We start from the raw sequence: 17,406 nt of genomic DNA, 5'->3' as shown, positions 1-17,406 counted from the left end.
GCTCCCTCGTCGGTCTGCGCGGTCAGTTGCCCTGGGGAAGTTTCGGCGCAAGCTTTTCCGCGATCACTTCGGCATCTGTACAAGCTTGGTCGTCCGACCCGTTCGACAAGGTCAGGTTCACTGTCGCGCGTGACCTGGACGTCACGGAAATTCCTATGAAACAGTTACCTTGACCGGCGGCTCCGGCTAATCGGACGGCCTCTCGACCGGCGACCTTCGTGCTGATCTTTGCCCCCTTGTTGGACTGTAGGCCGTCGATGCCCTCGTTGCCCACGAAGTAGAGAGCGACGTTCCCGTACCGCGCTTTCTCTGCTCGGCAGCCGTTGTCACTTTCAAGCGTCTCGGGATTGTAGCTTTCGAACGTCGACTCCGAGGTGGTCGAGCGGAGGACTTCACACGAATCCATTCCTGCGAAGACCTCTTGATTTTTTTCGGAGCTGAAGGGAACGGAGGAGACCGGCGCTGGGCTGGATGTGCTCTGTTTTTCGGAAGAGCATGAGACGGCCAGCGCAGCGACGGTCATGACTGCCGCAGCGGCAAGTGCCGGGCGTGTTGACGCTTTCATAATCTGGAATCTGTCCCGTCGAAGGTCTTGATGGCCGACCCGTTCTCGCGCTCGACGGTCGCGAAGGCCGCCTTCCGGCGAGGATCACGCGCTGCCGACGCGGGCGGCTTCGACCAGGTCGTGGATCCATCGTGCCAGGTGAGAGCCGCTCGTCGGGGTGAACGTGCGGCGGATTTCGCCGTCGGGGAAGCGGTCGGTGGCGAGCATGAAGCGGCCCTGAACGCTGTCGAACCACTGGACGCTCTTCTGCTGCGGTTTGCCCCGATCGTCGCGCAGGGTGATGCCGAGCGTGCCGAGTCGCGCGAGCGGGAATTCGAAGAAGCGGCCGGCCGCGCCCAGGCGGAGGTTGCCGGGGTCCTCGTTGAACGGGTCGTCCGGTCGTTTGGCCGGGGGAAGGGTGCTGGACGTCATCACCCGCCCGGGGAAAGGCGGCAGTGACGGCAGATAGCCGAGCAGGGTCGCGACCACCTGTTCGGGGTAAACCGGCTCGAAGAGGATGTCGAATCCGCGTTGCTGGCTCACGACGCCCAGACGCTGGTCCCACGCACCCCGATAGAGGTACTCGGAGTCCTGTTCGACCTCGTGCGCCTCAAGGGTGACGACGAAGTCGCCCGTCGCCCAGAGCCGGAGCGTCTTTTCGTAGTCGCGCAGGAGTTCGCGGCCGCGTGCGAAGCCTCGGTCGGCCAGGCCCGTCCAGACCTCCTCGCAGTGCCGCTCGCGTTCCGTGACGGTGGTTCCGACGGTCGGGATCTCGAAGGGCAGCACGAATCTGCCGATCCCGAGTTCCTCCAGTACGACGTCGAGCTGGGCCATCGACATCGAAAATGACGCAGGCACCGGTCCCTCCCCCTCATCACCTGCTGAATCGGTTCGCTCCCGAACCGTAGCGGGTTCGACCCGGCGCGGGCAGGACCTGCCTGCTCACGTCTAGGATCAGGGGCGACGCCGTCGCGGGGATTCGGGAGGTACCAGTGTCGGAAGAGCCGCGCCGTCCTCGGCACGCAGCGCCGGATGACGCCACGCCGGAGCGCGAGGCGGAGCCCGCCTCCTGGACGCCGCCGGCGCCGGTCCGCTGGGAAACGCCCGAACCGTCCATTTCCGGCAGGCTCGACTTCTCCGAACCGCCGCGGTCCCGGCAAGAACCCCAGCAAGAGCCCCGTCAGGAGTCCAGGCCTGCGCCCCCGCCGGAGAAGGACGCCGAGCGCACGATCATTCACGCGCCGGTCCAGCGTCCGCAGACTCCGCCGCGCGGGCAGCAGCGGCCGATCCCCGGCGCCGAGGACCCGACGCGTCCCCCGGGCGACATGGCCCCCGTGAGCCCGCAGACCCAGATCGTCCGCCCCGCCTGGCAGGCACCCGCGGACGTCCCGCAGCCGACCAGCGTGCTCTCCTCGCCGACGCCGGAGACGCAGAGCATCATGCCGCCGACGCCGCGCGTCGACCACGGACCCGGCCCGCTGCCGGACCCGGGCACGGAAAGCGTCCTCCCCGAACGGTCCAGTGAGAGCCGGGGCACCGGCACCGGTACCGGATCGGGAAGCCGAGGCACCGGCACCGGAACCGGAACGGGTTCCTTCCCCGGCACCGCACGCCGGACGTCGTCGCGCACCTCTCGTCGCGGCCGTCTCGGCGCCGGGCTCGTAGACGTCCCGCAGGTGCCGTACCGCGACCCGGCGTCCGCCGTCCTCGACAACCCGATGGTGTCGGAGGAGAAACGCTTCTGCGGCAGTTGCAGCGCCAAGGTCGGCCGCGGCAAGGACGGCAAACCCGGCTCGCCGGAAGGCAACTGCGAGAAGTGCGGGAACCCGTTCTCCTTCGTCCCGAAGCTGCGGCCGAACGAGATCGTCGGCGGCCAGTACGAGGTGCTCGGAGCCCTCGCGTACGGCGGGCTCGGCTGGATCTACCTCGCCCAGGACCACAACGTCAGCGACCGCTGGGTGGTGCTCAAGGGCCTGATCGACACCGGTGACGCCACCGCGATGGCGGCCGCCGCCAACGAGCAGCGGTTCCTCGCCGAGGTCGAGCACCCCAACATCGTCAAGATCCACAACTTCGTGCAGCATCCGGACGGCGACACCGGCAACTCCGTCGGCTACATCGTCATGGAGTACGTCGGCGGCCAGTCGCTGCGCCAGCTCGCGCTCGCGCACCACCGCGAGACAAAGCGCCCGGAGCCGCTGCCGATCGGCCAGGTGATCGCCTACGGGCTCGAGATCCTGCCCGCCATGGGCTACCTGCACAGCCAGAACCTGCTGTACTGCGACCTCAAGCCCGACAACGTCATCCAGACGCACGAACAGCTCAAGCTGATCGACCTCGGCGCGGTCCGCCGCACGGACGACTACGAGAGCCCGCTGTTCTTCACCACCGGCTACAGCGCGCCCGAGCTGGCGACCCACGGCGCTTCGGTGGCGTCGGACCTGTACACGGTCGGCCGCACGCTCGCCGTCCTGAGTTTCGAATTCTCGGGCTACACCAGCAAGTACAAGACGACCCTGCCCGGTCCGGACGTCGTCCCGCTGTTCGCGCTTTTCGGTTCGTACTACCGCTTCTTGAAGCGCGCGACGCACACCGACCCGGACCGCCGGTTCATCGCGGCCGAGGAGATGGGCGACCAGCTGACCGGCGTGCTGCGCGAGATCATGGCGCTGGGCACCGGAAAACCGCGTCCGGGCGCTTCGACCGTCTTCGGCCCGGAGACCCGCACGTTCGGCGTCGACCTGGTCGTCCCGGAGCACGGCGGGAGCGTTCCGCTGCCGGATCCGGGCGAGGTGGTCTCGGGCCTGCCGATCCCGCAGGTCGACACGGACGACCCGGCGGCGGGCGTGCTCGCGTCGACGGTCGCGCTCGACCCCAAGGGAGCGATCGACTCGCTGGCCGGGGCGCCGCGCGAGTCGATCGAGGTCCGGTTGCGCATCGTCCGCGCCCGGATCGAGCTCGGTGAGCTGGTCGAGGCGCAGCGGCAGCTCCAGGCCGCGCAGTACCTCGCGATCAAGGCCGGATTCCCGCACGACTGGCGGATCGACTGGTACCGCGGCCTGATCGAACTCGCGGGCGGCCGGTCCCGCGTCGCGCACGTCGCGTTCGAAGCGGTGTACGACGACCTGCCCGGCGAGATCGCACCGAAGCTGGCTTTGGCCGTCAGCGCGGAGGGCGTCGGGGACTACTTCGGCGCCGCGCGCTACTACGAGCTCGTGTGGCGAACGGACCGGTCCTACGTCAGCGCCGCCTTCGGGCTCGCTCGCGTGTACCTCGCGCAGGGCGCCAGGGCCAGCGCGATCGAGGTACTGGAGGCAGTCCCGGCGTCGTCTTCGCACTACGTCGCCGCGCAGGTGGCCGCGATCAAGATCAAGACCAGGATCAACGGCGGCGGCAAGGACCCGGTGATGGTGTCCGAGCGGGATCTCGTCGACGCCTCGACGCGGCTTGAGCGCCTTCAGCTCGACGCCGAACGCCGCACGCGTTTGTCGGCGGAGGTGCTCGAAGCCGCGCACGGCTGGCTCAACGCGCAGAACCGGCCGACGCCGGGCGCGAAGGTGCTGGGCTGCGATCTGGAGGAACGGGATCTGCGGTTCGGGCTCGAGCGCTGCTACCGGACGCTGGCCCGGCTGGCCGGATCGGTCGATCAGCGCGTCGAACTCGTCGACAAGGCGAACGCGATCCGGCCAAGGACCCTGACCTAGCTCAGGGGTTGATGTCCCACTCGCGTGCGCGTTGGGCCTTTTCATGCGCGGCGGCGAGCTTCTGCAGCGCCTCGGGGTCCCCGTGGGTGCTGAAGTGCTCGAACTCGACCCGCACGAACAACGCCCGCGCCCGCACCGCGACAGGGCCGTCCTCGGCGTCCAGCCGTCCGTCGGCGCTGACGTAGATCTTCCGGCCGGCGACGCCGTCCAGCTTCGCGGCGATGTACAGCGTCGAGCCGACCGGAACGGGCCGGAGGAAATCCGTCTCCAGCTTCCCGGTGACGGCGGGGCGACGCAGCAGGTTGCCGACGGTCGCGCCGAGCGCCTCGTCGAAAGCGCAAGCAAGCAGACCGCCATGGGCGAGGCCAGGCGCACCCTGGTGGGCGGAGGTGACGGTGAACTTGGAGTACACCGTCGTCCCTTCGCCCACCGTCGAATGCAGGTGGAGCCCGGCCTCGATCTCGTCGCCGCACCCGAAGCATTCACCGAAGTGGATGCCCAGAGGGCTGCCCGGCTCAGGGGCTTCCGGGTGGACGGTCGCCGGTTCGACTTCGACCGGCGGCCACGGCTGCGAGATACGGCTCATGGAAAGACGTTAACTCGCGGTTAGCTCCGAGGCGCCGCCGGGACTGGTCGTTTCCGGCTTCCGGCGCCGTGCGATCCGGGAGTTCACGATGCCGCGCAGCGAAACCCCGGCCGTCTCCGGCAGCAGCAGGATCGGGATGGCCGCGATCGCCGCGGCACCCATCAGGTAGTACGCGGGCCACAGGTCGTCGCCGGTGGACTTCACCAGGCTGCCGATGATGTACGACGCCGTCCCGCCGAAGAGCGCGGTGGAAACGCTGTACCCGATGGAGAAACCGCCGTAGCGCTCCTGCGTCGGGAACATCGCCGGCAGCGTCGCCGCGAGCACGGCGAGGATCAGCACCAGCGGCACCGCGATCATCACCAGGCCTAGCATGAGCTGTCCGGCGTTCTGGTCGTCCGCGGCCGCGCCCATCAGCGAGAACGCCGGGATCGGGAACACCAGGAAACTCGCGCAACTCGCGATCAGGATGGGTTTTCGCCCGATCTTGTCGGACAGGATGCCGACCGGCACGATCAAGATCAGCATCAACGCGATGGTCGCCAGGATGATCAGCAACGGCACGTGCCCGCTGAAGCCGACCACGTCCTTGAGATAGGTCTCCAGGTACGTGATCACGATGTAGTCGGCCACGTTCAGCATCACGACGATGCCGATCAGGTGCAGGATCGACGTCCAGTGCTTCTTGAGCAGCGCCTTCAGCGGCGACTTCTCGATCTGGTCTTTCTTCTCGATCTCCTGGAACAGCGGAGTGTCCTCCAGCTTGTTCCGCAGGTAGAGACCGACGATGCCGAGCGGACCCGCGATCAGGAACGGCAGGCGCCAGCCCCATTCGCGCATGGCGTCGTCGCCGAGGACGACGGTGAAGATCGTGACGAAGCCGGCGCCCATCGCGAACCCGACGAGCGTGCCGAACTCCAGCCAGCTGCCCCAGAAACCCCGGCGCCGGGCGGGCGCGTACTCGGCGATGAACGTCGCCGCGCCGCCGTACTCACCGCCCGCCGAGAAGCCTTGGATGGTCCGCAAAAGGATCAGCAGGACCGCCGCGGCCGGGCCGATCGTCGCGTAGGACGGCAGCAGGCCGATGATGAACGTCGACCCGGACATCAGGATGATCGTCAGCGCGAGAACCTTCTGGCGCCCGATCTTGTCCCCCAGCGGACCGAACACGAAGCTGCCGAACGGCCGCACGATAAAGGTGATCGCCAGGACCGCGAAGGTCGCCAGCGCGCCTTCGGAAGTGCTGGAAGCATTGAAGAAGACCTGCCCCAGGATGGCAGGCATGAAGCCGAAGACACCGAAGTCGTACCACTCGATGCAGTTACCCATCGCCGCTCCGGCGACGGCCTTTCTGATCTGTTCAGGCGGGGCCTCCGCGGGTTCCCCTTTTTCCTGATGCGACGCGCTCAGCGCCTCTTCGGCCATGGGTTTGACCTCCCGACCCACCCGTTTACCTACCCATCGTCGAGGGTTTGTTCCCTCGACCGTAGGCGTTCAAACGTCCGGGCTCAGCGCTTTGGATCGATAGCGCGAGCGCCGTTCCCCCAAAACGGTGATGAACCACCAGGTGAACCCAGTGTCAGGGAATTTCTGATTACTTTGGGTGACAACGCGGGATTCGGACGTTCCGGGCGCGAGATCACCGCGTCGTGGCCGCTGTCGGCGGCGTCTCGCTCGACGTCTTCGTCGGGCTCGGCGCCCGGGGAGGCACGACCGTCGTGCGTCCGGGCGGCGGCGTCTTGGGCGTCGTGCGTGTCTGACCCGGCTTCGAGGAAGTCTCGGGAGTGACCGGAGGCGGCTCGTTCGGGGCGACCTCCGGACTCGAGGGCGCCTCGGAGGGAGCAGGCGTCACCGGCGAGGGAGAAACGGTGGACAGCCCCGGTCCGGCGGGCGGCACCGGCGCGGATCCCTCCCCGCCGTGACCGCCGACGGCGATCGCGCCGAGCACGATCACCGCAACCGTCGCCAGCGAACTCCCCGCCACGGCCAGCCGTTTGCGCCGTCGCCGGATCCGGCCACCGCGCTCGATGATGTCCGCCGCCCGGATGCCCAGCGGGGGACCGCTCGCACCGTGCGAAAGCACGCCTCTGATGTCCTCGTCCATCTCCTCACCTCCCATCGTCGTGCGCTCCGCTCAAGGCGAGTTCACTGAAATGCGGCCCGAGCCGCTTGCGCAGGGTCGCCAGACCGCGCGCGCCCTGACTCTTCACGTTCCCGGTACTGCACCCCAGCGCCGCGGCCGTCTCCTCGACGCTGAGATCTTCGAAGTAGCGCAGCACCAGTACGGCCCGCTGCTTCGGGGCGATGCCGGACAGGGCGTGCCTGACCAGCATCTCCTGTTCCGTGCCGCTCGTTTCGCTCGGTACATCGGGAAGGGCGTCGGTGAGCTTCTCCCGTTTGCGCCAGACGCGCCGATGCTCGGAGAGGAACGTCCGCAGCACGATCTTGCGCGCGTAGCCGTCGAGCGCGTCGTGCCGGGAGAGCCTCGGCCAAGCCAGGTACAGCTTCAGCAGCGCGGCCTGGGTGATGTCCTCGGCCTGGTGCCAGTCCCCGCACAGGAGGTACGCGGTGGCACGCAGGCTGTGCGCGCGCTCGTCGAAGTACCGGGCGAACTCGCCGTCCCACGGCGAGCCCGTCCCGGTCTTCGACGAGCGGCTCAACGACACCTAGTTACCGGCTCCTTCGACGATGGCGGGGAGGTGCAGGTCCCCGGTCGGCCCGGCCGGGACGGCCTTCGGCACGCGGTGCTCGCCCGGAGCGGTGACCGCCGGGGTCCTCGGGACCTCACGCGGCGGCGCGGTGGTGACCCTGGTCGGGGCCGGCGCCGGCTTGTCAGTGGTGGGAGCCTTGGTCGGCGGCTGGGGCGCCGGGGTGACCGTCGACGACGGGGCGCTCTGGTCGGCCGACGCCAGCGACGTGGTCGCGAAGGCGGCGCCGCCCGCCAGCAGCAGCGCGCCGAGGGTGAGAGCGATACGAGTACGCAAGAGTGTCTCCTCGATCCGGGCGCCGCTCATTGGCCGCGGCGCCTTACGTCGTTAGACATGCGCCTCACCCGACTCTCGGTTGCAGTGACTTTTCCGCGCGCTGACGGAAAATTTCGCCAGGCGCTCCACCGCAGGTCAGCGGCGGTTCACGACTATGGCGCCCGGCAAAATTTTTCCGTGGCCTCCGGCCAAAAGCGGCGCGCGGGGTGAAGTCTTCCCGTCGCGCTGGCGCGCTCCCGGAAGACGCGTTCTCGGTCAAGGCACGAACGGCCGGAGACCGCAGGGGTCTCCGGCCGCCCGGTTCCATGGAGGTACTTCGGTCAGCGCAGGGCGGACAAGCCCTGCCACTCGGCCCAGTCGTAGGTCCAGTCGCTGTAGTCGCGCGCCCGGTTGATCTTCTGGGTGCTGCCCTCGATCTCGACGGGGTCACCGACCAAGGCGCCGTCCATGTACGCCTTGGCGTTGGCCGGCGCGAGGTTCACGCAGCCGTGCGAGATGTTCTTCTTGCCCTGCGCCCAGATCGACGGCCCATAACCGTGGATGAACTCGCCGTTGGTGGAGAACCGCACCGCGGACGGCACGACGATGTTCTCGTAGTTGTAGCGCTCGTTGGTCATCGAGTACGTGTCGTGCTTCGACATCACGACGTGCGTGCCGCTCGGCGTGACCCGGCCCGGGTCGGCGTCGAGGCCGTAGCTGGCCGGGTAGTCCGCGATCTGCTGACCGTCACGGATGACCAGCAGCCGGTGCGTCTGGGTGTTGCCCTTGACGACCTGCGAGCGGCCGATCGTGAAGCTCGCGGAGCGGTCTTCCTTGCCGTACACGCCATCGCCGATCTTGACGCCGTAGATCTTGGCGTTGAACTTCACCGTGGTGCCGGGCTGCCAGTAGGCCTTCGGCCGCCAGTGCACCGAGGTGTCGTCGTGCACCCAGGCCCAGGACCCCTCGGTCTTCGGCGTGGTCTCGACCGACAGCGCCTTCTCGACCGAGGCCTTGTCCGTGACCTTGCTCGGGAACGTCAGCGTGATCGGCATGGCGATGCCGTACGTCTGCCCGTCGAAGACGTTGATGTTCGCGCCCACCTGCTTGCGCGGCTTGACCGTGGTGAAGGCCCCGCCGATCTGGACGGGCTTGCCGTCGGTGCCGGTGGCCTTGCCGGACCACGTGTAGCCCTTGCCGTAGCCGAGTTGCTCGGTGGTGGACCAGCTCTTCTTGTCTTCGGACGGCTGGCCCGCGACCTGCTTGCCGTCCGGATTGGTCAGCACGACCTGGTCGAGCGTGCCGTCGGCGACGCTGACCTTGATCGGCTGGCCCGGCGCGACGTCCTGCGCACCCGCGGCGGGCTCGTACGTGAGTTTGGCGGGCGCGGCCGCCTTGCCGCCGGTCTCGCCGCTGATCTGGCCGCCGCTGTCCGGCCCGCTGGCCGACACGGTCGGCTCGCTGCTGCACGCCCCCAGCGTCAGAACGGCGACCAGCCCCAGTGCCGCGAGCGCCGCCCGGCGGCGCGCGGTTTCAGTGAACCTCAAAGCTTCCCCTTTGCTCCCCTGTACACCGACCATGACGTCCGGACCACCCCGTAAGTTGATCCCGACGAGAGTGATGCGAGTCACAATCGGGTGGATCATAGTTCACGATCGGGGCATGACCGACTTCGGTCCGTGTCCGACGAAGACCGGAGGTCGGCGTGCGGCGACAGGGTAGCGAGAGGGTCCGACAGAAGACGGATCGGTATACGACGTTCCGGTGACCTTGGTACTTGGGGGTGCCTAGAGTCCGATCACGGGCTTCAAATATGGCCAGATCCCGGTACGCTGCCATCAGGCCGTCGTTTTGCGTGTTCGTGGCTTCACACTCGCGGAACTTCTGACGCGAGCCATGAGCCGGTGACGCGCTCTTCGCTCGACTCGTTGGAACCGCCCGGGACGGTCTGGGTGTCGCTTCGGCGGCACTCGAAGCGGATGTGCAACGAGGAGTAAAGCGGTGGCGCAAGGCACTGTGAAGTGGTTCAACGCGGAGAAGGGCTTCGGCTTCATCGCGCAGGATGGCGGCGAGGGCGACGTCTTCGTTCACTACTCGGAGATCGAGGGCCGCGGTTTCCGCACCCTCGAGGAGAACCAGCGAGTGGAGTTCGAGGTCGGTCAGGGCCAGAAGGGCCCGCAGGCCCAGAAGGTCCGCGCGATCTGAGTCCGCCCTTCGGCGTTGCTCAGACTGATCAGAAAAGCCCCCGGCGATCTCGCCGGGGGCTTTTTCTATGCCTTGAAGACTTCTTCGTTCGTGCTGTTCCGTTCCGGGGCGACGGTCAGCGGGGGACGGGCTGCTGCTCCCACGCGTCGGCGCCGAAGTGGAACTCGTCGGTGTGGGCTTCCTCGTGGCGGCGCTGCTGGGCCGAGTTGGCCTGCGATTCCCACGAGAGGCGCTCGAGGATCCATTCCTGCGCCAGCGCCTGCGGCGACAGGTTGCGCTCGGCGGCGGCGTCCTTGAGTTGTTCGCAGGCGATGAGGTTCATCCGCAGCTGGAACACCTGCGCTTCGCCGAACCGCTTGCCGGTGCCGGTGCTCTCCGGGTCGTTGTCCGGGGCGAGGGCACGAAGGTAGCTGGTGAGCTCCGTGTCTTCGACGACCGCTTCGGCCTCCTTGGTGGGGGAGTTGCGGTGACGACCCGGGTTGACCGGCTTCAGGTTCGTGCGGCTGCCGCTGCGACGGCTCAGGGAAGGAAGGGGCACCGGGCCACGATAACGGTTCGGTCTCGGCAAACCAACCACAGTGAGCCACGACACACCGAATTTTCTGTCCCATTCGGCCCAGCCCCGACAGGAAAACCATTTCCCGTGATCACGAACCGCAACCAAAACCATCAATGAGAACGATTCACCAGAGCCTGATGCGTCGGTCCGAATCCGGACCGAGTTCGGGCTGCCAACCGCCACGTCACGGACCCTGGGGGCCTGGGGGTGGCCCCCCAGATAACGGAGCGACCCCCGCGCCAGGGGGAGGAACGCGGGGGTCGGAGGGGATCTCCACAGGCGCTGACCGGGGGTGTGTCAGCAAATCGATTGTTGCACGGTTTCCTGAGAAGGGCGAGTGGGCGCGGGCAGAATTCCGGTCGGGCGGCCACCCGTGGTTCGCCTGTGGTTCATGTGGTGACGGTGTGCGCGTGATTGCTCTGCGTTGTGCGGAGCGTGTCGACAGGTTCACTCTCCGGGGGGCTGTGTGTCGCGGCCGGCTCTGGCTAGCCTCGCGGCCAAGCTGTTCGTTGGCCGTCTGGAGGAACCATGGGTGGGTCTGTGGAAGTTCGACAGTTCCTCCTTCGGTACGAAGGTGCCGATGGGGGAAATTCAACGACGTTGGCCGGTGGTCTGCCGGCGCAGCGCACGGGTCAGGGGGATGCCCAGCGGGTGTCCGACGACCAGGTGCGTCGTGCGCGGCTGGCGGTGGCCAACGGGGCGCTGGGTGTCGATGACTGTGTCCAGTTGCTGGACATGCTGGGGTTGACGCTGGACGAGGACGGGCAGGCGCCCGTTCAGCGCTGAGTTCGTTTCGCGAAGCCCGGTCGTGCGGTGTTCACCGCTCGGCCGGGCTTTCTTTCGTCCTTGACGAGAGGCCTTCCAGTTATGTAACACTGTTTTTATTCAACTGGCGGGAAGGTGGCGGTCGACATGGGTGACGAAGCGGCGATCGCGGCGGCGCGGGAGATCCGGGGGACAGTGCAGGTGCTGGGCGGGAAGTTCATGACCTCCCCGGAGCTCGCCGAGGTCGAGGCCGAGGCGGGCCTGCCGCCCCGGACGCTGTACCTGCGAGGGCGTTCGGCGGTGCTGGGCGACCCGTCGCCGAAGGTGGTCGCGAAGCTGTTCGGGATCTTCCCGTCGTGGCTCTTCGAGTTCGCCCTGCCGCCCGCGATGGCTGCTCTCGACGCGGCCTCCGCGGTCCGTGCCTACTCGCGGTCATCGGCGAAGTGGGCCCACGTCAGCCTTTCGGGGGCCGACGATCCCGGCCGTTCGGCCGATCTGCTCTTCCGTCTCATCGACGCCGCGGACGCCGGTGGTCTCGCGTTGTTCGCCGGATGGCAACTCGCCGAACGCCCGGAAGACGACATCGAACGCCTGGCGTTCGCGCTCATGGTCTTCCGCGAGTTCCGCGGTGGTGTTCACTTCGCGGCCCTTCGCGCGGTCGGCCTGACGGTGCCCGAGGCCGTCGTCGCGGACCCGGAAGGCGGTCGCGGCCGCCTCCTGCGTACCGCGTGGTCCGAGGAGGCCGCCGACGACCTGATCGCCGCGGCGGAGGCGAAGGGCGATCTGCGCGAGCGGTGGCGGCACGCCGAGGACCTGACCGACCGGCGAGTGGCCGAACTCCTCGCCGTCACTCTTACGGACGACGAGCGGGATGAGCTCCGGCGGCGTCTCGGCGCCCTGCGGGACGCGTCGGCCCTGATATCCTGAACTCTCCGCGTTCTCGCAGGTCCCAGCCCTGCGAACAACTAGGGGACCCCCTGTGTGGGAGTGAAAACAGGGGTGTCCTATAGTTATGTTCGCTCCCGGGGACACCGGAGAGCGCGGGTCGGTCGGTTCGCCGAAACCGAACCGGGCTCCCATCGTCCAGCGGCCTAGGACTCCGCCCTTTCAAGGCGGCAACGCGGGTTCGAATCCCGTTGGGAGTACGCAGTACAGTAGTGAAGCAGTATGCAAGGCCCTGTGGCGCAGTTGGTTAGCGCGTCGCCCTGTCACGGCGAAGGTCGCGGGTTCGAGTCCCGTCAGGGTCGCAAGATCGTTCGGCTCCTTGCCGGCGTTCCCGGCCAGGTAGCTCAGTTGGTACGAGCGTCCGCCTGAAAAGCGGAAGGTCGCCGGTTCGACCCCGGCCCTGGCCACCGCTCAACGAACCGCCTCGATACGTCGAGGCGGTTTTTTCATGTCTTGAGTCTGTCCACAGTTGGCCCTCTGGGCCGCCGCTTGTTTCTTGCCTGCGGCGTCCTTGTCGTCATAGCGGCTATGCGCCGCAAAAACGACGTATGGGGTCTGGTCGTCACTGACCGCGGCAGACCTAGACCTGACAGTGCCTCACGTAACGAGTGGCGGGTGCTCCACGACCTCATCCCGTACCGAAGACGGATGGGAGACGACTATGGGGCTGCTCTACAAGCTCTTCATGCCGAAGGGCTTAAAGAAGGTACGGCGCAAAGTGACCCGAGTCGCTCACCCGGTACGTACCGTGACTCGGGCGGCTACCCCGCGCGCCGTACGTGCCGAGATGAACCCGGTCGGTTATGGCAAGGGAGTCCTCGAAAATCAGATTGTTCGCGCCGTCAAGGGAAAAGGTAAGAAGAGCGGCAGCAGGCGCACCGGCCCCGTGGTCGCTTGCCAGCATTGTGGAACCAGAGCGCCAGGCGTGATGTGCCCCGCCTGCCGGCGACGTATGCGGCCGACGGCGAGATAAAGGCAAGTTGTTCTGTCGGACGGCCAGGACAACGCCCTGTCAGGGTGACCGCTACCGCCCGTCAGGCACGTGGCCTCGCCGGACAGCGTTGTGAAAGCCACTTTCACAACCTTCAACGTTGCGAAAGTGGCTTTCACAACACCAGCTCCAACCCGACCCGGTGCGTTCCGGCAGCCCAGTCGCGGCCTGAGCCTGTGGCGAGCCGAGGAGCGGCCAGGCCATGGCGAGCACCGCCGGCAGCAGTGCCACAGCGGCGCGGATCCTCTCCGGTCGCGGTACGCGAGCCGAGCGGGTTCGTCTGTCATGGCGTTTCCCCTCCGTGAGGAAATCGTTCGAGTCGAACGAGTTCAGGCACGAGACAGGGGCACGAGATGAGCTCGAATCACCTTTTCGCGTAGTCCGCCCGCGGATACACAGCGGGCTCACAGGCAATCAACAGGTCATTGCCAAACAGCGGCAGCAGTGTCACCGCATGACGCGAGCTCGCCCCTCCAAGGCCTGGGTGCTCAACGGTGTCCTGATCGTGCTGCTGGCCGGAGCAGGTTTCGGGATATATCAGGCATTCAGTCCCGAACAGAACACCGCGCAGGCCCAGACCCGTAGTACGCCGGTCCGCCGGGCCACGGTCACCGAGACCGTCTCCGCCGCCGGGACGCTCGCCAGCGGGTACACCGGCACCGCGAACTTCGCCACGGGCGGCAAGGTCGCCTCGATCGACGTGAAGGTCGGCGACGTCGTGTCGGTGGGCCAGAAGCTTGCGACGATAGACAGCGCGCAGGCCGCGAAGGAGCTTAAGGTCGCGAAGGCGAACCTCGTGGTCGCGCGGGACAACCTCGACACCGCCGAGACGGCGGCGGACACGCCCGCCACCGGCCAGAACACGGCGCAGAACTCGCAGAACACCGTCGCTTCGGCGCAGGCCAAGCTGGACCAGGCCGAGCTCGACGTCCAGACCGCGCAGACCGCGCTCGACAACACCACGCTCAGCGCTCCCGGAGCGGGAACGGTCACCGCGATCAACGGCACCGTCGGACAGCAGTCCTCCAGCGGCTCTTCCGCGAGCTCCCAGCCGTCGAGCGGGAACCAGGGGAATTCCAATGCCGCGACGTCGTCTTCGTCCAGTAGCGGCAGCGGGTTCATCACCATCACGAACATGACCGACCTGGTCGTCGACACCTCGATCGCCGAGATCGACGTCAGCAAGGTCAAAGCGGGCCAGAAGGCGACGGTGACGCTGAACTCGTCGCCGGACAAGCCGGTCCAGGCGACCGTCTCCAGCGTCGACCTGACGCCGACGACCAGCGGTAGCGTCGTCTCCTACAAGGCGAAGCTGGCGTTGACCGGCCCGCCGGAAGGCCTGCGGCCCGGCCAGTCGGCGAGCGTCGTGGTCACCGTCGCCGAGGCGAAGAACGCGCTGAGCGTCCCCGCCGCCGCGGTGCGGACCACGGGCACCACGAATGTCGTCACCGTGCAGGAGAACGGCCAGGAAACCCAGCGCCAGGTCCAGGTCGGGATCCGCGGCGAGTCGACCGTGCAGATCACTTCGGGGCTCACCGAAGGGGAGAACGTCGTGCTGACCGCGACGGCCGCCACCGGCACCGGGCGGACGGGCGGCACCGGCGGAACGGGAGGCTTCCCCGGCGGCGGGACCGGCGGCATCCCGGGCGGCGGCCAGCGCGGCACCGGTACCGGAGGCGGATTCGGCGGTCGGGGATGAACCCGGTGATCGCGGTCTCCGGGCTGCGCAAGACCTACGGGGAAGGGGAAACCGCCGTGCACGCGTTGCGCGGCGTCGACCTCACCGTCCTGCCCGGCGAGTACGTCGCGATCATGGGCGCGTCCGGTTCGGGCAAGTCGACGCTGCTGAACATGCTGGGCTGCCTGGACGTGCCGACCTCGGGCGAGTACCTGCTCGACGGATTCGGCGTCGGTGAGCTCAACGAACGCCAGTTGGCGTTGCTGCGCAACCGCAAGATCGGTTTCGTCTTCCAGTCCTTCAACCTGGTTCCCCGCACCTCTGCTGTGTCCAATGTGGAACTTCCGCTTGTCTACAGTGGACTCCGCCGGTCGGTGCGGCGTGAACGCGCGCTCGCCGCACTGGAGATGGTCGGCCTGTCCGACCGGGCCAGGCATCTGCCGAGCGAGCTGTCCGGTGGGCAGATCCAGCGCGTGGCCGTGGCGCGGGCACTCGTCACCGGGCCCGCCATGCTGCTGGCCGACGAGCCCACGGGCAACCTCGACAGCCGCAGCACCGCGGACGTCCTCGGCGTCTTCGACCGGCTGAACCGGCTCGGCCGCACCATCGTGGTGATCACGCACGAGGACGAGGTCGCCGCGCACGCCCGCCGGGTGGTCCGCGTCGAAGACGGGCTGATCGTCTCCGACGAGCCGTCCCGCGCCGTGGGGGTGGCGTCGTGAACTTCCTGGAGATCCTGCGGTTCGCGATCCGCGGTCTCACCGCGAACAAACTGCGGTCGGCGCTCACGACGCTCGGCATCACCATCGGTGTCGCGGCGGTCATCCTGCTCGTGGCGGTGGGCAACGGCGCTTCCGCCGCCATCGCGGCGAGCATCCAGGGGCTCGGCACCAACGTCGTCAACGTCTCCCCGGTGCGCGGCGGCGGCCAGAGCGCGACGGCGCGTCCGCTGACGGTGCAGGACGCGCACGCGCTCGTCGACCCGGTCGGCGCGCCGGACGTCAAGGCGGCGTCGCCGGTGGTCACGACGACGGCCACCGCCACGCGCGGCCAGACGTCGTACGACATCCCGAGCGTCGTGGGCACCGAACCCGCGTACTTCACCACGACCAACAAGGAGATCGCCGACGGTGCGCTCTTCACCGCCGAGGACGTCACGGCCGCGCGGAAGGTCGTCGTCCTCGGTGCGACGACGGCCCAGTCGATCTTCGGCACGGCCGAGCCGGTGGGCGGGAACGTGCTGCTCAACGGCATCCAGTTCACCGTCGCCGGGGTGCTGAAAGCCCAAGGGAGCACCGGGCCGCAGAACGCCGACGACGTCGCGATCGCGCCGATCTCGGCGGTCCAGAACTCCTTGGCGGGCTACGGAAGCCTGAGCCAGATCGCCGTGCAGGCCACGGGCGCGGACTCGGTTTCCCTCGCCCAGGCCGAAATCACCGCGATCCTGAACGCGCGGCACGGGATCCGCGCCGGCGGCACCGCGGACTACCAGATCCAGAACTCCGAACAACTGCTCGCGACCCGCACTTCGGCCACCGAGACGTTCACCGTGCTGCTCGCCGCCGTCGCGGCCATCTCGCTGCTGGTCGGCGGGATCGGCGTCACGAACATCATGCTGGTGACGGTGACCGAACGGATCCGCGAGATCGGCATCCGCAAGGCCGTCGGGGCACCGCGTTCGGCCATCCTCGGCCAGTTCCTCGCCGAAGCGACCATGCTCAGCCTGTTCGGTGGGCTGCTCGGCGTCGCGATCGGGGTGATCGGCAGCCGGTTCACGATCTCCGGGATCCAGCCGGTCGTGGTGCCGTCCTCGATCTTCCTCGCCTTCGCGGTTTCCGCCCTGATCGGGCTGTTCTTCGGGGTCTTCCCAGCGAACCGGGCCGCGAAACTGCGGCCGATCGACGCCTTGCGTCACGAATAGGAGTCTCGATGCCGTCCACGGAACCGACCGCGGAGGAGATCGTCGCCGGTCCGGCGGTGACCGGTGACCTCCACACCGAGATGCGCCGCGCCGCCCGGCCGTTCTCCCGGACCACGCGGGTGCTGGCCGGCCTGGTCGCGCTGGCGGCCGTGTTCGCCCTCGGCGCCTGGACCCACGCCGCGTTCGGCTCGGCCTCGACGCCGGCACCCGCCCGTCAGGCCGCGGCGCCGAACGGCCAAGGACAGCCGAACGGCCAGGGCCAAGGACAGGCCCGCGGCGCGGCGGGACGCGGCACCACGGGCACGATCGACCGCGTCGACGGCACCAAGGTCTACGTCAAGAACGCGCAGGGCGGCGAGGTCACGGTGTCCACGACGGACGATACGACCATCGGCGTGACACAGGCGGGCAAGCTCTCCGACCTGAAGCCGGGCTCGACCGTCGTCGTCCAGGGACAGGCGGGTGAAGACGGGACGGTGGCCGCGCGGTCCATCACCCAGGAGGCCGGTCGTTGATCTTGACCTCGATCTAGGTGGAGGTGTCAG

17 protein-coding genes and 3 tRNA genes are annotated in these 17,406 nt (G+C 68.0%); 11 read left to right on the top strand and 9 right to left on the bottom strand.

Annotation, left to right across the window (positions count from 1 at the left end; translation table 11 throughout):
• Positions 1-22 precede the first annotated feature (22 nt).
• Positions 23-523, bottom strand: coding sequence for a DUF3558 domain-containing protein (locus B0293_RS43000; RefSeq protein ID WP_157376433.1), 501 nt, complete (start codon positions 521-523; stop codon positions 23-25).
• A 126-nt stretch (positions 524-649) separates the two neighbouring features.
• On the bottom strand, positions 650-1,402 hold the full coding sequence (locus tag B0293_RS08255; protein WP_245192024.1) for an ESX secretion-associated protein EspG: 753 nt from the start codon (positions 1,400-1,402) through the stop codon (positions 650-652).
• A 134-nt stretch (positions 1,403-1,536) separates the two neighbouring features.
• Here B0293_RS08255 and B0293_RS08250 point away from each other — a divergent pair, with 134 nt between their 5' ends.
• Complete coding sequence (locus B0293_RS08250) at positions 1,537-4,248, top strand: serine/threonine-protein kinase (protein ID WP_005163405.1); 2,712 nt, start codon at positions 1,537-1,539, stop codon at positions 4,246-4,248.
• 1 nt (position 4,249) lies between these two features.
• On the opposite strand, the gene B0293_RS08245 is transcribed toward B0293_RS08250, so the two are convergent.
• The 6 genes from B0293_RS08245 to B0293_RS08220 all read right to left on the bottom strand — a co-directional run bounded on the left by B0293_RS08245 (position 4,250) and on the right by B0293_RS08220 (position 9,377).
• Positions 4,250-4,834, bottom strand: coding sequence for a PaaI family thioesterase (locus B0293_RS08245; RefSeq protein WP_005163408.1), 585 nt, complete (start codon positions 4,832-4,834; stop codon positions 4,250-4,252).
• A 9-nt stretch (positions 4,835-4,843) separates the two neighbouring features.
• Positions 4,844-6,259 carry an MFS transporter gene (locus B0293_RS08240; RefSeq protein WP_005163410.1) on the bottom strand — a complete coding sequence of 472 codons (1,416 nt, stop codon included), beginning with the start codon at positions 6,257-6,259 and terminating at the stop codon, positions 4,844-4,846.
• 214 nt (positions 6,260-6,473) lie between these two features.
• Complete coding sequence (locus B0293_RS08235; protein WP_245192025.1) at positions 6,474-6,938, bottom strand: hypothetical protein; 465 nt, start codon at positions 6,936-6,938, stop codon at positions 6,474-6,476.
• Between the two features lie 4 nt (positions 6,939-6,942).
• On the bottom strand, positions 6,943-7,500 hold the full coding sequence (locus tag B0293_RS08230; RefSeq protein WP_005163413.1) for a SigE family RNA polymerase sigma factor: 558 nt from the start codon (positions 7,498-7,500) through the stop codon (positions 6,943-6,945).
• Entirely contained in the window at positions 7,501-7,848 is a 348-nt protein-coding gene (locus B0293_RS08225) for a hypothetical protein (RefSeq protein WP_005163414.1), read from the bottom strand.
• Positions 7,849-8,138: 290 nt separating this feature from the next.
• Positions 8,139-9,377 (bottom strand): L,D-transpeptidase, encoded by a 1,239-nt coding sequence (locus tag B0293_RS08220; protein WP_039919173.1) that lies wholly within the window; start codon positions 9,375-9,377, stop codon positions 8,139-8,141.
• Positions 9,378-9,798: 421 nt separating this feature from the next.
• Between B0293_RS08220 and B0293_RS08215 the strand changes: the two genes are divergently transcribed.
• On the top strand, positions 9,799-10,002 hold the full coding sequence (locus B0293_RS08215) for a cold-shock protein (protein WP_003097368.1): 204 nt from the start codon (positions 9,799-9,801) through the stop codon (positions 10,000-10,002).
• A 115-nt stretch (positions 10,003-10,117) separates the two neighbouring features.
• Here B0293_RS08215 and B0293_RS08210 read toward each other — a convergent pair whose 3' ends face one another.
• Positions 10,118-10,540: a hypothetical protein gene (locus B0293_RS08210; protein WP_005163416.1), complete on the bottom strand. Its 423-nt coding sequence runs from the start codon at positions 10,538-10,540 to the stop codon at positions 10,118-10,120.
• A 549-nt stretch (positions 10,541-11,089) separates the two neighbouring features.
• Between B0293_RS08210 and B0293_RS08205 the strand changes: the two genes are divergently transcribed.
• From B0293_RS08205 to B0293_RS08165, 9 genes are all read left to right on the top strand, one after another.
• Positions 11,090-11,347: a hypothetical protein gene (locus tag B0293_RS08205; RefSeq protein ID WP_039919159.1), complete on the top strand. Its 258-nt coding sequence runs from the start codon at positions 11,090-11,092 to the stop codon at positions 11,345-11,347.
• 126 nt (positions 11,348-11,473) lie between these two features.
• On the top strand, positions 11,474-12,253 hold the full coding sequence (locus B0293_RS08200) for an SCO6745 family protein (RefSeq protein ID WP_005163418.1): 780 nt from the start codon (positions 11,474-11,476) through the stop codon (positions 12,251-12,253).
• A 145-nt stretch (positions 12,254-12,398) separates the two neighbouring features.
• Positions 12,399-12,471 (top strand) — tRNA-Glu (locus tag B0293_RS08195).
• A gap of 28 nt (positions 12,472-12,499) precedes the next feature.
• Positions 12,500-12,573: transfer RNA gene (locus tag B0293_RS08190), tRNA-Asp, on the top strand.
• A gap of 31 nt (positions 12,574-12,604) precedes the next feature.
• Positions 12,605-12,678: transfer RNA gene (locus B0293_RS08185), tRNA-Phe, on the top strand.
• A gap of 1,038 nt (positions 12,679-13,716) precedes the next feature.
• Complete coding sequence (locus B0293_RS08180; RefSeq protein WP_039919160.1) at positions 13,717-14,961, top strand: efflux RND transporter periplasmic adaptor subunit; 1,245 nt, start codon at positions 13,717-13,719, stop codon at positions 14,959-14,961.
• The gene (locus tag B0293_RS08175; protein WP_005163421.1) at positions 14,958-15,662 is read left to right on the top strand and encodes an ABC transporter ATP-binding protein; all 705 of its coding nucleotides are present in this window, start codon (positions 14,958-14,960) and stop codon (positions 15,660-15,662) included. Before B0293_RS08180 ends, B0293_RS08175 begins: the two co-directional genes overlap by 4 nt.
• Entirely contained in the window at positions 15,659-16,861 is a 1,203-nt protein-coding gene (locus tag B0293_RS08170) for an ABC transporter permease (protein WP_005163423.1), read from the top strand. Before B0293_RS08175 ends, B0293_RS08170 begins: the two co-directional genes overlap by 4 nt.
• Positions 16,862-16,869: 8 nt before the next feature.
• A complete protein-coding gene (locus B0293_RS08165) occupies positions 16,870-17,376 on the top strand; it encodes a hypothetical protein (RefSeq protein WP_005163425.1) in 507 nt (168 codons plus the stop codon).
• Positions 17,377-17,406 lie beyond the last annotated feature (30 nt).

It is taken from the genome of Amycolatopsis azurea DSM 43854 (assembly GCF_001995215.1).
GTDB classification, from domain to species: Bacteria; Actinomycetota; Actinomycetes; order Mycobacteriales; family Pseudonocardiaceae; genus Amycolatopsis; species Amycolatopsis azurea.
This window is presented reverse-complemented; position numbering and strand designations above follow the sequence as displayed.